Annotated in this window: 10 protein-coding genes; 6 read left to right on the forward strand and 4 right to left on the reverse strand. The window is 65.0% G+C overall.

Annotated features, from left to right (window positions below; translation table 11 throughout):
- Positions 1-25 precede the first annotated feature (25 nt).
- From acnD to prpB, 3 genes are all read right to left on the reverse strand, one after another.
- A complete protein-coding gene (gene acnD, locus AWB66_RS20835; protein ID WP_087632069.1) occupies positions 26-2,623 on the reverse strand; it encodes a Fe/S-dependent 2-methylisocitrate dehydratase AcnD in 2,598 nt (865 codons plus the stop codon).
- A 69-nt stretch (positions 2,624-2,692) separates the two neighbouring features.
- Positions 2,693-3,859 carry a bifunctional 2-methylcitrate synthase/citrate synthase gene (gene prpC / locus AWB66_RS20840; RefSeq protein WP_087632123.1) on the reverse strand — a complete coding sequence of 389 codons (1,167 nt, stop codon included), beginning with the start codon at positions 3,857-3,859 and terminating at the stop codon, positions 2,693-2,695.
- Between the two features lie 25 nt (positions 3,860-3,884).
- Complete coding sequence (gene prpB / locus AWB66_RS20845; protein WP_087632070.1) at positions 3,885-4,781, reverse strand: methylisocitrate lyase; 897 nt, start codon at positions 4,779-4,781, stop codon at positions 3,885-3,887.
- Between the two features lie 195 nt (positions 4,782-4,976).
- Here prpB and prpR point away from each other — a divergent pair, with 195 nt between their 5' ends.
- Both prpR and AWB66_RS20855 read left to right on the forward strand, forming a co-directional pair.
- The gene (prpR, locus tag AWB66_RS20850; protein WP_087632071.1) at positions 4,977-6,932 is read left to right on the forward strand and encodes a propionate catabolism operon regulatory protein PrpR; all 1,956 of its coding nucleotides are present in this window, start codon (positions 4,977-4,979) and stop codon (positions 6,930-6,932) included.
- Between the two features lie 144 nt (positions 6,933-7,076).
- Positions 7,077-8,771 carry a methyl-accepting chemotaxis protein gene (locus tag AWB66_RS20855; RefSeq protein WP_087632072.1) on the forward strand — a complete coding sequence of 565 codons (1,695 nt, stop codon included), beginning with the start codon at positions 7,077-7,079 and terminating at the stop codon, positions 8,769-8,771.
- Between the two features lie 61 nt (positions 8,772-8,832).
- Here AWB66_RS20855 and AWB66_RS20860 read toward each other — a convergent pair whose 3' ends face one another.
- Positions 8,833-9,582 carry a DUF899 domain-containing protein gene (locus AWB66_RS20860; RefSeq protein ID WP_200819030.1) on the reverse strand — a complete coding sequence of 250 codons (750 nt, stop codon included), beginning with the start codon at positions 9,580-9,582 and terminating at the stop codon, positions 8,833-8,835.
- 299 nt (positions 9,583-9,881) lie between these two features.
- Between AWB66_RS20860 and AWB66_RS20865 the strand changes: the two genes are divergently transcribed.
- The 4 genes from AWB66_RS20865 to AWB66_RS20880 all read left to right on the forward strand — a co-directional run bounded on the left by AWB66_RS20865 (position 9,882) and on the right by AWB66_RS20880 (position 13,810).
- Positions 9,882-10,358, forward strand: a complete 477-nt coding sequence (locus AWB66_RS20865; protein ID WP_125469762.1) for a hypothetical protein — start codon at positions 9,882-9,884, stop codon at positions 10,356-10,358.
- 137 nt (positions 10,359-10,495) lie between these two features.
- A complete protein-coding gene (locus AWB66_RS20870) occupies positions 10,496-11,833 on the forward strand; it encodes an MFS transporter (RefSeq protein ID WP_200819031.1) in 1,338 nt (445 codons plus the stop codon).
- Between the two features lie 225 nt (positions 11,834-12,058).
- On the forward strand, positions 12,059-13,411 hold the full coding sequence (locus tag AWB66_RS20875; RefSeq protein ID WP_087632075.1) for an MFS transporter: 1,353 nt from the start codon (positions 12,059-12,061) through the stop codon (positions 13,409-13,411).
- Positions 13,412-13,453: 42 nt separating this feature from the next.
- On the forward strand, positions 13,454-13,810 hold the full coding sequence (locus tag AWB66_RS20880) for a DUF4148 domain-containing protein (protein ID WP_235021185.1): 357 nt from the start codon (positions 13,454-13,456) through the stop codon (positions 13,808-13,810).
- Positions 13,811-13,827 lie beyond the last annotated feature (17 nt).

The raw sequence follows: 13,827 nt of genomic DNA on the forward strand, positions 1-13,827 counted from the left end.
GGTGTGCCCTCCGTTTCAAGGTGCTTCAGGCGGCCGCCTGCGACGATTCGAGGAAGTCCTGCGCGAATCGCTGCAACACGCCTCCCGCCTCGTAGATCGACAGTTCTTCCGCGGTGTCGAGACGGCACGTGACGGGTACTTCCACGCGTTCGCCGTTTCGGCGATGGATCACGAGCGTGAGGTCCGCGCGCGGCTTGCGCTCGCCGGTCACATCGAAGGTTTCCGTGCCGTCGATACCGAGCGTCAGGCGGTTCACGCCCGGCTTGAACTCCAGCGGCAGCACGCCCATGCCGACGAGATTGGTGCGGTGAATTCGCTCGAACCCTTCGGCGACGATCGCCTCGGCGCCCGCGAGACGCACGCCCTTGGCCGCCCAGTCGCGCGACGAACCCTGACCGTAGTCCGCGCCCGCGATGACGATCAGCGGCTGCTTGCGCTCCATGTACGTTTCGATGGCTTCCCACATGCGCGTAACCTTGCCCTCGGGCTCGATGCGCGCAAGCGATCCCGCCTTGACCTTGCCGTTCTCGCGCACCATTTCGTTCAGCAGCGTCGGATTGGCGAAGGTGGCGCGCTGGGCGGTCAGATGGTCGCCCCGGTGAGTCGCGTACGAGTTGAAGTCTTCTTCCGGCAGGCCCATCTTCGTCAGGTACTCGCCGGCGGCGCTGTCGGCGAGAATCGCGTTCGACGGCGACAGGTGGTCGGTCGTGATGTTGTCGCCCAACACGGCGAGCGGGCGCATGCCCTTGAGCGTGCGCTCGCCGGCGAGCGCGCCTTCCCAGTACGGCGGACGGCGGATGTAGGTGCTCTGCGCTCGCCAGTCGTACAGCGGCTTCGCTTTCTCGCCCGTGTCGACCGACACCGCGAACATCGGCTCGTAGACCTTGCGGAACTGCTCGGGCTTCACGGCTGCGGCGACCGTCGCGTCGATTTCTTCGTCGGACGGCCAGATGTCCTTGAGCATCACCGGGTTGCCTTGCGCATCGGTGCCGAGGACATCCTTTTCGATGTCGAAGCGGATCGTGCCTGCGATCGCATAAGCGACCACGAGCGGCGGCGATGCGAGGAACGCCTGCTTCGCATACGGATGGATGCGGCCGTCGAAATTGCGGTTACCGGACAGCACGGCGGTGGCGTACAGATCGCGCTCGACGATCTCCTTCTGGATCGCGGGATCGAGCGCACCCGACATGCCGTTGCACGACGTGCACGCATACGCGACGACGCCGAAGCCCAGTTGTTCCAGTTCCGGCAGCAGCCCGGCTTCCTCCAGATACAGCGTCACGGCCTTCGAACCGGGCGCGAGCGAGGTCTTCGCCCACGGCTTGCGGAAGAGACCGAGCCGGTTCGCGTTGCGGGCCAGCAGTCCGGCGGCGATCATGTTGCGCGGGTTGTTGGTGTTCGTGCAGCTCGTGATCGCGGCGATGATGACGGCGCCGTCGGGCATCAGCCCCGGCTCGTTTTCGACCTTGCCGCTGATGCCGCGCGCGGCCAGTTCAGACACGGGCAACCGGCGATGCGGATTGGACGGACCCGCGAGCGTGCGAACCACGGTCGAGAGGTCGAACGTCAGTACGCGCTCGTATTCGGCGTTCACGAGGCTGTCGCCCCAAAGGCCGGTTTGCTTCGCGTACGTTTCCACGAGCTTCACCAGTTCGTCGTCGCGGCCCGTGAGCTTGAGATACGTGATGGTCTGCTCGTCGATGTAGAACATCGCGGCGGTCGCGCCGAACTCGGGCGCCATGTTGGCGATGGTCGCGCGGTCGCCGAGCGTGAGGTTCGCGGTGCCCGCGCCGAAGAACTCCAGATACGCGCCGACCACTTTTTCCTTGCGCAGGAATTCGGTGAGCGACAGCACGACGTCGGTCGCGGTGATGCCCGGGCCCGGCTTGCCGCTCAGTTCCACGCCGACGATATCCGGCAAGCGCATGTAGGAAGCACGTCCGAGCATCACGCTCTCGGCTTCCAGCCCGCCCACGCCGATCGCGATCACGCCGAGCGCATCGACCATCGGCGTGTGCGAGTCGGTGCCGACGAGCGTGTCCGGAAAGGCCACGCCGTCCGTCACCTGCACGACCGGGCTCATGCGTTCGAGATTGATCTGATGCAGGATGCCGTTGCCCGGCGGAATCACGTCGACGTTCCGGAACGCCTTCTTCGTCCAGTCGATGAAGTGAAAGCGGTCTTCATTACGACGGTCCTCGATGGCGCGGTTCTTCTCGAACGCGTCCGGATCGAAGCCGCCGCACTCGACGGCGAGCGAGTGATCGACCACGAGCTGCGTCGGCACGACTGGGTTGACGAGCGCGGGGTCGCCGCCTTGCGAAGCGATGGCATCGCGTAGCCCGGCGAGATCGACGAGCGCGGTCTGCCCGAGAATGTCGTGGCACACGACGCGCGCCGGAAACCACGGGAAGTCGAGATCGCGCTTGCGCTCGATGAGCTGCCTGAGCGACGCGGCAAGCGTGGCCGGCGGGCAGCGTCGCACGAGATTCTCGGCGAGCACGCGCGACGTGTACGGCAGCGTGTCGTACGCGCCGGGCTGGAGGGAATCGACGGCGGCGCGCGCGTCGAAGAAGTCCAGCTTCGTGCCGGGCAGGGGTTTGCGGTTTGCAGTATTCATACCGTGGGGGAGTAATAGTAGTCATCGGGGATCGTTGCCGGCGTCCGGATCAATTATCCCCTTTCCCGGTCAGCGCTTGGCTAACGGCACGAAGGGCAGGTCTTCGGGACCGGTGTAGTTCGCGCTCGGGCGAATGATCTTGTTGTCGATGCGTTGCTCGATGATGTGCGCCGCCCAACCCGACGTGCGCGAGATCACGAAGAGCGGCGTGAACATCGCGGTCGGCACGCCCATCATGTGATACGACACCGCGCTGAACCAGTCGAGGTTCGGGAACATCTTCTTGGCTTCCCACATGACCGACTCCAGCCGCTCGGCGATCTCGAACATCTTCATGTTCGACGCTTCCTGCGACAGCTTCTTCGCAACATCCTTGATCACGACGTTGCGCGGGTCGGAGATCGTGTACACCGGATGACCGAAGCCGATCACGACTTCCTTGTTCTCGACGCGCCGCTTGATGTCCGCTTCGGCTTCGTCGGCGGTCTGATAGCGCGATTGAATGTCGAACGCGGCCTCGTTCGCGCCGCCGTGTTTCGGCCCGCGCAGCGCGCCGATCGCACCGGTGATGGCGGAATAGATGTCGGAACCCGTGCCCGCGATCACGCGGCCGGTGAACGTCGATGCGTTGAATTCGTGCTCGGCGTAAAGGTTGAGCGAAACGTGCATCGCGTCGACCCACGACTTCGACGGCGCCACGCCATGCAGCAGATGCAGGAAATGTCCGCCGATGGAATCGTCGTCGGTTTCGACTTCGATGCGACGGCCGTTGTGCGAAAAGTGATACCAGTAGAGCAGCATCGAACCGAGCGAAGCCATCAGGCGATCGGCGATATCCTTTGCGCCCGCGATGTTGTGATCGTCCTTCTCGGGCAATACGGTGCCGAGCACCGACACGCCGGTGCGCATCACGTCCATCGGATGCGCGGAGGCCGGGATCGCTTCGAGCGCGAGCCTGAGATTGGCCGGCAGGCCGCGCAACGACTTGAGCTTGGTCTTGTAGGCGGTGAGTTCGGCCTGCGTCGGCAGCTTTTCGTGCACGAGCAGATACGCGATTTCCTCGAACTCGCACGCGCGCGCGAGTTCGAGAATGTCATAGCCGCGATAGTGCAGGTCGTTGCCGGTGCGGCCGACCGTGCACAGCGCGGTGTTGCCCGCGGTCACGCCCGAGAGGGCAACCGATTTCTTCGGTTTGAACGTGCCGGCGGCGGTCGTCTTGTTGTCTGCTTCGCTCATGGTGTAGGTCATCTCCGTGCAAAAGTTATTTCTTGGTGGCAAACAGCGCGTCGAGCTTGTCTTCGTACGCGTGATAGCCGAGGTACTTGTACAGGTCGGCGCGGGTCTGCATCGTCGGGACGGCGGCCTTTTGCGTGCCGTCGCGCATCGTCGTTTCGTAGAAGTTCAGCGCCGCCGCGTTCATCGCGCGATACGCGCCGCAGCAGTAGAGCGCGATGTCGACATTGGCTTCGCGCAACTCGCTCGTCGTGAAGAACGGCGTCGAGCCGAATTCGGTCAGGTTCGCGAGGATCGGCACCTTGACCGCGGCCTTGAAGCGGCGATAGTCGTCGAGCGACTGCATCGCTTCGGGGAAGATCATGTCCGCGCCGGCTTCGACGTAGGCGACCGCGCGCTCGATCGCGGAATCGAGGCCTTCGGACGCCGTCGCATCGGTACGCGCCATGATGACGAACTGGTCGTCCGTGCGCGCATCGACGGCGGCCTTCACGCGATCGACCATCTCATCCATCGGCACGACTTCCTTGCCCGGCCGGTGACCGCAACGCTTCTGGCCGACCTGGTCTTCGAGATGCACGGCGGCCACGCCTGCCTTGATGAACGAACGCACCGTGCGCGCGATGTTGAATGCGCCGCCCCAGCCCGTGTCGATATCGACGAGCAGCGGCAGATCGGTCGCATCGGTGATGCGGCGCGCGTCGGTCAGTACGTCGTCCATCGTGCTGATGCCCAGATCGGGAATGCCGAGCGAGTTCGCCGCGACGCCGCCGCCCGACAGATAGATCGCCTTGAAGCCGACTGCTTCGGCCATTTTCGCGGCATACGCCGTGATCGCGCCGACGACTTGCAGCGGCTGTCCTTCCGACACGGCAGTGCGAAAGCGCGCGCCTGCGCTGGTGATGTTCTTGCGGGCTGAGTCCAATTGGTGTCTCCGGTAAAGATGGCTCTTCCATGCAAGAGGCGGGCCAGGGCGCTTATAAGCCTTAAATCATTGATTTATAACGAAATTAAATATCTCAATTTCCACCGAATCGTTTCCTTAATGAAATCGCGAATTCAGATTGGAAACGGGAGCGCATAATGACGCTCTGAAATTTCCCGAGCAACCCCGGCAATCATGACCCCCGATTTTTCCGCTGGCAGCGAGCGTCCCCGCCTCTGGGCGATGGGCATCAGCCGGCTGCGCGACCTGTTTTTCGACATTGCCAACGAGTACGGCGACCGCGCGGATTTGCGCGTGGTGCCGCGCGGCTTCGAGGACGCCGTCAGGGAAATCGCCGCCGCCGGCGATGCGCGACCGGACGTCATCGTCGCGGGCGGCTCGAACGGGGCTTATCTGAAACCGCGGGTCGCCATTCCCGTCGTGCTGATCAACCCGACCGGTTTCGACGTGATGCATGCGCTCGCTCGCGCGCGCCGGGAAGCGGCGTCGGTGGCGCTCGTCACGCACGGTGAAACGCCGGACGAGCTGCGGCGCTTCGCCGCCGCTTACGGCATCGACGTCGAGTTCGCTTCGTACCAGTCCGCCGAGGACGCGGAACTCTGCGTGCTCGATCTGCGCGACCGGGGCATCGGCGCGGTCGTCGGTCCCGGACTCGTCACCGATCTCGCTGCGCGCGCCGGAATGGAGGCGGTGTTTCTCTACTCGCGCGCCTCGGTGCGTGCCGCATTCGATACCGCGCTCGATGTCGCGCAGGCCACGCGCGGCGAGGCGCTGCGTCGTCAGCGGCTCGACAACCTGTTGCAGCACATGCGCGACGGCGTCGTCGCGCTCGATTCGCAGGGCAAGGTGGAGGCGATCAACCGGCGCCTGGCTGCGGTCCTCGGCATCGATGCAATGGACGCCGTGGGCCGCACGTTGCTGGATCTCGCGCCCGACATCGCGGCCGCCGTCCCCGATGCCGACGGCGACGCGCTCGGCTCCGTACGCGGGGTGAGCTACGTCGTGCATCGCGGGCCGCTCGCGACGAACGGAGCGGCCGCCGGAACGGTCCTGACGTTCCAGGAATCGCGCGCGGTCGAGCGCCTCGACCGCACGCTGCGCTCGACGCGGCGCACCCAGCAGTTCACCGCGCGTTACCGGCTCGACGACATGATCGGCGAAAGCGCTTCGATGCAGCGCGTCCGCTCGCTCGTGCAGCGCTATGCGAAATCGACCGCTACGCTGCTGATCCGCGGCGAAAGCGGCACCGGCAAGGAGATGGTCGCGCAAAGCCTGCATCAACTGAGCGCGCGGCGCGACTTCGCATTCGTGGCGATCAATTGCGGCGCCTTCCCGGAAGCGCTGCTGGAAAGCGAACTGTTCGGCTACGAGGAGGGCGCTTTCACCGGCGCGCGCAAGGGCGGCAAGGCGGGGCTGATCGAAGCGGCGCATCGCGGCACGCTCTTTCTCGATGAGATCGGCGAGATGCCGCTGCCATTGCAGAGCCGCCTGCTGCGCGTGCTGCAGGAGCGCGAGGTCGTGCGGCTCGGCTCGACCGAACCGACGCGCGTCGATATCCGCGTCATCGCCGCGACCCATCGCGCGCTGACCGAGGGTATCGAGGCCGGCACGTTTCGCGCGGATCTTTACTATCGGCTGAACATCCTGAACATCGCGCTGCCGCCGTTGCGCGAGCGGCAGGCGGATCTGATGCCGCTCGCCGTCGAACTGCTGCTGCAGATCGCGAAGCGAGAACCGCGGCTTCGGGTCCGCGTCAAGACTGCCGAGGCGGCCGAGCGCGCGCTTGGCGGCGTCGCCGGCGAGTTGTCCGGGTATGGCTGGCCGGGCAACGTGCGGGAATTGCAAAACGTGATCGAACGGATCGCCGTCGAACTGGCCGATGAGGAGAGCGCCGGCGTGAGCGCGCTCTCGGGCGACGAGTTGCGGCTGATCGCGCCGGAACTCTTCGAGACGCGTCAGGCGGACCGGGACGACGCGCTGACGCTGCGCGAGCGCAGCCGCCATATCGAGGCGGACGAGATTCGCGCGGCGCTGGCTTCGTGCGACGGCGACCGGGATGCGGTGTGCAAGGCGCTGGGGATCAGCAAGACGACGCTGTGGCGCAGGCTGAATGGTGGCGGGCGGAAGTGACGGTGGGGGTGGTATTTCGGCCTTCCGCTAAAGATATCCCTCGCCCCGTCGTAAATAAGCTGTCCGTCATCCGTCCGGGCCACGCAGCAGACGCGCATCGCCGCCGCTGTCGTGCAATATGCGGTGCGAAAGTGCAGGATCAACATGTTCTCGACGATAAAGGGCCGCCTGGCGCTGGCCATGGCGTTTCTTAGTGCGCTTCTGATCGCGATCGGCGCGCTCGGAATTTTCGGCATGAACCGGGCGAACACGACGTCGCGCGATCTGTTTACCAACGAGATGCCGAGCGCGGTGTCGGTGGGCAACGCCGAGATGTTCATGGCGCGCGAACGACTGAGTTTCGACCGCGCCGCGCTCAATGCCGGCACGCCGGCTGCCGAGGACGCGATCGGCCGCGGCGCGCTCATGCGCAAGACCTCCGACGAAGCGTGGACGAGCTACATGTCGCTGCCGCAAAAGGATCAGGAGAAGCCATTGGCCGAAACGTTCAACAAGGAACGTCTCGCGCTGCAAAAGCTGCTGGACTCGGGCTACGCCGACGTTCGATCGAACGATCACGACAGGGTCATCAAGTCCGCGGACGACATGCAGGTCGCGTTCAACGTGTTCGCGAAGGCCGGCGTCGAGTTGCGCAAGTTCCAGTTCGAAGCGGCCAAGGCGGCATACGAAGAAGGGCAGGCGAAGTTCGAACGTTCGCGCGCGATCAGCATCGCCGCGATCCTGCTCGGTGTCGCCGCCGCGGGTTATTCGTGGTTCTCGTTGCGACGGAAGATTGCAAGACCGCTCGACGCAGCCCTCGCGCAGTTCGACGCCATCGCGGCCGGCGACCTGCGTCGCGAAGTCGCGGCCAAGTCGAACGACGAAATGGGTCAGTTGTTGCGCGGTCTCGCGAAGATGCAGGCTGCGCTGATCGAAACCGTCCGCACGGTGCGCTCGGGCAGCGAATCCATCGCCTCGGCGACGAAGCAGATCGCGGCGGGCAACATCGATTTGTCGTCGCGCACGGAAGAGCAGGCTTCGGCGTTGCAGGAAACGGCATCGAGCATGGAGCAGCTCACCGGCACGGTCAAACAGAACGCCGACAACGCCCGCCAGGCGAGCGCGCTTGCTGCGAACGCATCCGAGATCGCCAACAAGGGCAGCGCGGTCGTGGGCCAGGTGGTCGGCACGATGAGCGAGATCAACCAGAGCTCGGCGAAGATCGCGGACATCATCACGATCATCGAAGGCATTGCGTTCCAGACCAACATTCTTGCGTTGAACGCGGCCGTGGAAGCGGCGCGCGCCGGGGAAGAAGGGCGCGGCTTCGCGGTCGTGGCAGGCGAAGTGCGCACGCTCGCGCAACGCTCGTCGGCGGCGGCGAAGGAAATCAAGGAACTGATCGACACGTCGGTGTCGCGCGTGCAGTCGGGCACGACGCTCGTCGACGAAGCAGGCCGCACGATGAACGAGATCATCGGCGCGGTGCAGCGCGTGACGGACATCATGGGCGAAATCGCGGCGGCATCGGAAGAGCAGAGCAGCGGCATCGACCAGGTGGCGCGCGCCGTCACGCAGATGGACGAAGTGACGCAGCAGAACGCGGCGCTCGTCGAGGAAGCGGCTGCGGCGGCCCAATCGCTGGAAGATCAGGCGGGCAGTCTGCGAACGGCGGTTGCGACGTTTCAGTTGAACGACGACGAGCCGGCACTTCGCTCGACTCCCTTGGCAACGCCGAAGACGAAGGCACGCGGCCCGGTCGCGAAACGCATGGAACCGGCCGCGAAGAAGGCGCCTGTGCGCCAGCCGGCCGATGCACCGAAGCTGGCCGCGACGGGCGGCGATTGGGAGACCTTCTGAACAGGCCGTGCCGCAGCGGAGTCGCGACACGCCAGGCGCCGATGCACGGCACGATCCGGACTCAGGACTTGGTGCCCGACTGCTGCTCCCGGAACGCCTTCTCGCCAGCGTCCGATACCTCGACCCACTTCTTGTCGGGCGGCGCATCCGCGACATAGCTGTCGTGCCAGTTCCACCACTTGTAGGCCGGCGTCTGGGGATAGCCCTCGGGCGAATCTTCCCAGACTTCCTGTCGGCCGAGCGGCGTGATGTCGAGGTAGTTCCAGGTGCCACCCATCTGTTCGTCGCCGCGATTGTTCACGAAGTACGTGCGGAACACGCGGTCGCCGTCACGGTAGAACACGTTCGTGCCGTGCCACTCGTCCACGCCGAAGTCTTTGTCGAAGCCGTCCGTGACGGTGAACCACGGCATCTCCCAGCCCATGCGCGCCTTCAGCCGCGCGATGTCCGCCCGAGGCGCGCGCGAGACGAAGACGAGCGTCGTGTCGCGGGCATCGAGGTGGGCGACGTGAGCGACCTGGTCGGCCACCATCGAGCAGCCTCGGCACGCGTGATCCGGCCAGCCGAACACGCCCGGCTCGAAGAACGCGCGGTAGACGATCAACTGTCGACGGCCGTCGAACAGGTCTAGCAGGGTGAGCTTGCCCGCCGGTCCGTCGAAGGAATAGGTCGTGTCGACCGCCATCCACGGCATGCGCCGGCGCTCGGCGGCGAGCGCGTCGCGGGCGCGGAAGTGGGCCTTCTCCTTCACGAGCAACTGCTCGTGCGCCGCCTCCCACTCCTTCTGCGATACGACTGGTGGCGTCTTCATGGCGGGCTGTCCATCCGTTTGTCCCTTCATGGCTGATTCAGTCATGGCTTTCGCGTTTCTCCTGATTGGGGCGATTCGCTTGCCTCGTTGATGAAGCGCTGCTCATCGCTCGGGGTGGGCCTTGAGACAGTTTCGCACCGCACCTCGCTTGCCGGGAGTAACAAGTGTGGCGGGTTTCCAATGGAGTCGTTGACTACAGCCGCGTCGCTCGCTCGTGCGCGGCGTCGCTCCATGGCGGATGAATCCGTGATCTTGGCGCCTGCATACCCTAAAGCTTCAGCCGGATTGCCCGATAAGACATGAAACAACGATCGGAAATCGCTATGCGACGCGGAACAATCGGCATTCTGTGTGTCTCGGCGGCAATTGGCCTTGGGACAGCGGTCGCGCCGCCCATCATCAATGACCGCGACTGCCAGGCGCGGCTCACAACGTGGACGAGCGAGCACGACGCGGGTCGCGAGCAGCTCGACCGGCGGTCCGTCGGCACACCAACGCCGTTCATGCAAGGATCGCACGACGCGCCGCAGTGGAAGCCCGTTTGCCGCAGAAGCGAGGACGCGTTCAACTTCGGGATGCTTGGGCTTTCCCTGTTCTTGACGTTATTTACCGGAAGCTACGCCTGCTGGCTCCTGAGTCGAGTCTGCTCGATGACGATGCGGCGGCTGACAGGTCGCTCGACGCGAGTCGAAGTGCAGGACGATCGTGCTTTGATCGTATGGAGCGTGCGCGATGCCAACATGCTTCGGATAGACGGCGCGCGCTATCGCCGCTGAAGCTTCCGCTTCCATGCCGCAAGGGTATGGAGCGAGACTCGATCGGTATTGGACGTCGTGTATTGGGTTCACCTATTCTGGCCCGGCAATGAACTGCCAGACCAACCAGAACAGAGTGCCAATCGCACGGAGACACCATGAGCACGCCACTCGACGTTTCGTCGCTGATCGACCGGGAGCCCATTCGCCCCTTCCAATGGATGATTTTCATCCTGTGCTTCGCCACCGCCCTATTCGACGGTTTCGATACGCAAGCGATCGCCTATACCGGGCCCGCGATCATCGCGGCGTTCGGCCTGCGCCCCGGCGACCTCGCGCCGATTCTCATCGCAGGCACGCTCGGCATGACGATAGGCGCGATGACGCTCGGCCTCTTCGGTGACCGGGCGGGAAGGCGTCCGGCGCTGCTCGGCGGCGTGGCGATCTTCAGCGCGGCGTCTTTGCTCACGGCGTTCGCCGGCAGCACCGGCCAGATCCTGGCCCTGCGTTTTATCGCGGGCTTAGGGATGGGCGGCTGCACGCCCGTGCTGCTCGCGCTCGCGGCCGAATTCGGTCCCGCGCGGCATCGCGGCGCGATCATGACGGGCGTGCTGCTCGGTCTTCCCGCCGGCGCGATGCTCGGCGGATTGCTTGCGGCGCGCATGATGCCGGTCATCGGCTGGCAGGGCGTGTTCGTCGTCGGCGGCGCGGTGCCGCTGGTGTTGCTCGCCGTGCTCTATGTCCTGCTGCCCGAGTCGCTCAACTACCGGATCAGCCGGTCGCGCGGCAACGCCAGCGAGTCCGTGCGCAAGACGCTGAGCCGCATCGTGCCGGCCGTGCTTCCCGCCGACGTCGTGTTCAAGACGCCCGCGACGGCCGCGCGCGCGAGCGTCGCCGCATTGTTCGCCGACGGGAACGCGCGCAACACCATCGCCATCTGGGGCGTGTACCTGTTCAACTGGATCGCGTGGTTCATGCTGCTCTCGTGGTTGCCGACCGTGCTCAAGACAGCCGGTCTGCCCGCGACGCAGGCGCCGATGGGCACGGTCGTCGTCAACGCGGTTTTCATTGTCTGCGCGATACCGCTTTCCATCCTGCTCCCCAAAGTGAACACGCGGCGCCTCCTGATCGCTCTGCTCGCGCTCGGCATTGCGATCGCGGTCGGGCTCGCCTACGCGGGCACGTCGTGGGGGCTCGTGTTCGTGCTGGCGGGCGCGGCGGGACTCGGCATCGGCGGCCAGCAGATCGCGCTCAACTATCTTGTTGTCGGCGCCTATCCGACGACCCTGCGCGCCACCGCGACCGGATGGGCCATCGGCATGGGCCGCGTCGGCGCGATCGCGGGTTCGGCGGTCGGCGGCAGCGTGCTGTCCATGAGCGGTCCGTCCGGCTTTTACATGGCCCTCGCGTTGCCGCTTGCTGCCGCACTGCTCGCGGTCACCGCGATCCGCACGAAGCATCCTGTCGTCGATGCCGGGCTTGCCGCAGCGCACTGACATCACAAGCAGACCGGGCACGCGCGACATCGAAAGCCCGGCGTCCATAAAAAGAAACGGCTCGCGCCGTCCACCGACCGCGCAGTAAAGAAGCCGGACCCATTCACCTCGACAGCACCTCTTTTGCGATCGGACGCGAGCATCGTTGCTCGCGTCCGTCGCATCGTCGCGTGCACGGGGCTTGCGCCGAAGGGCGCATCAGAACGACAGCGAAGGAGATATCGCATGCGTCAAATCGATGTTCATCAACTGGCCGACGACGCCCGCTTAAGAGGGTTTCACGCACTCGTGCTGTTCTGGTGCGCGCTCATCATCATTTTCGACGGCTACGATCTTGCCGTGGCCGGTATCGCGTTGCCGTCGATCATGAAGGACATGGGCGTCAATCCGACGAGCGCGGGCTTCATGGTCAGCTCGGCGCTCTTCGGCATGATGTTCGGTGCCGTGTTTCTTGGAACGATCGCGGACCGCATCGGCCGGCGGCGCGCCATCGCCATCTGCATCGTGCTCTTTAGCGTGTTCACTGCCGCAGCGGGCCTGACCCGCGATCCGGTGATGTTCGGCATCACGCGCTTCCTCGCGGGCCTCGGCATCGGCGGGGTCATGCCGAACGTCGTGGCGCAGATGACCGAATATTCGCCGCGCAGGATGCGCAGCACGATGGTGACGCTGATGTTCAGCGGCTACTCGGTCGGCGGGATGCTGGCGGCGCTGCTCGGCAAGGGCTTGATCGAGCGCTTCGGATGGCAGTCGGTGTTCATCGCGGCGGGCTTGCCGATCCTGCTCGTGCCCGCCATCCTCAAGTGGATGCCCGAGTCGATGCCCTATCTCATCAGGACGGGCCGCATCCCGGCGCTCAAGCAGATCGTTGCGCGCATCGAACCGGGCTACGTGCCCGAGCAAAGCGATCGGTTCGCGCTGCCCGGCGAGGACGTCGCGCACGCGCCGCCCATCGGCAAGCTGTTCACGGATGGCCGCGGCTTTAGCACGGCGATGCTGTGGATCGCGTTCTTCATGTGCCTCTTCATGGTGTACGCGCTGAGTTCGTGGCTGACGAAACTGATGGCAAGCGCAGGTCACAGCCTCGGCTCGGCGCTGACCTTCGTGCTCGTGCTCAACTTCGGCGCGATGATCGGCGCGATAGGCGGCGGATGGCTGGCCGACCGCTTCAATATCAAGTACGTGCTGATCGCAATGTACGCGCTTGCCGCGGTCTCGATCAGTCTGCTCGGGTTCAAGGTGCCTGCGTGGACGCTCTTCATGCTCGTCGGCCTCGCGGGCGCATCGACCATCGGAACGCAGATCGTGACGTACGCGTTTGCCGGTCAGTTCTATCCGATGGCGGTTCGCGCGACGGGCATCGGCTGGGCATCGGGCGTCGGGCGCAGCGGGGCGATCCTCGCGCCGATCGTGATCGGCGTATTGGTTAGCATGGCGTTGCCGCTTCAGCAGAATTTCATGGCGATCGCGGTGCCGGGCGTGATCGCGGTGCTTGCCGTGTCGCTCATCAACCAGCGCCGCTCGGATGCCGCCATCGGAAGCGGCAGCGCGGACCATGCGCTGGCCGAGACAGTCTGAATCGACGCGGCGCGCGCGGGTCGATGCGCGCCGACGGAAACTATGGCAATCTCGTTGGGCTTTTGCATTGCCCGGTTGTCGAATATTCGTTGCATCAGACCAATGGGAGGAATCATGCGAGGAACGCGAATCACATCGGTTGCAATGGCTGCCGCTCTTGGTGTTGCCCTCAGCTTCGCGCCGGTTGCGATGGCGCAGACGGCCGACGCCGGCGCATCGGGCACGGGCCAGGCGACCAAGGCCGAGAAGAAGGCGCAGAAACACGCGTCTCATCAGGCGACTAAAGCAAAACGAACGGCCGATCTAAAGGAAGCCGAGAAGAACGGTTACAAGCCGACCGGCGAAGAAGCGAATTATCCGCAGAACGTTCAGGGCAAACCGGGACAGAAAGCGCCCTGACACGCGCGTATAGGCGC

Source organism: Caballeronia telluris (assembly GCF_001544495.1).
GTDB classification, from domain to species: Bacteria; Pseudomonadota; Gammaproteobacteria; order Burkholderiales; family Burkholderiaceae; genus Caballeronia; species Caballeronia telluris.

Bases quoted from the DNA above. Each gene is read 5' to 3' on its own strand.
- AWB66_RS20860 (WP_200819030.1), bottom strand. From the start codon at position 9,582: ATGAAGACGCCACCAGTCGTATCGCAGAAGGAGTGGGAGGCGGCGCAC.
- AWB66_RS20875 (WP_087632075.1), top strand. From the start codon at position 12,059: ATGCGTCAAATCGATGTTCATCAACTGGCCGACGACGCCCGCTTAAGA.
- prpC (WP_087632123.1), bottom strand. From the start codon at position 3,859: ATGAGCGAAGCAGACAACAAGACGACCGCCGCCGGCACGTTCAAACCG.
- AWB66_RS20865 (WP_125469762.1), top strand. From the start codon at position 9,882: ATGAAACAACGATCGGAAATCGCTATGCGACGCGGAACAATCGGCATT.
- acnD (WP_087632069.1), bottom strand. From the start codon at position 2,623: ATGAATACTGCAAACCGCAAACCCCTGCCCGGCACGAAGCTGGACTTC.
- prpR (WP_087632071.1), top strand. From the start codon at position 4,977: ATGACCCCCGATTTTTCCGCTGGCAGCGAGCGTCCCCGCCTCTGGGCG.
- AWB66_RS20855 (WP_087632072.1), top strand. From the start codon at position 7,077: ATGTTCTCGACGATAAAGGGCCGCCTGGCGCTGGCCATGGCGTTTCTT.
- AWB66_RS20870 (WP_200819031.1), top strand. From the start codon at position 10,496: ATGAGCACGCCACTCGACGTTTCGTCGCTGATCGACCGGGAGCCCATT.
- AWB66_RS20880 (WP_235021185.1), top strand. From the start codon at position 13,454: ATGGCAATCTCGTTGGGCTTTTGCATTGCCCGGTTGTCGAATATTCGT.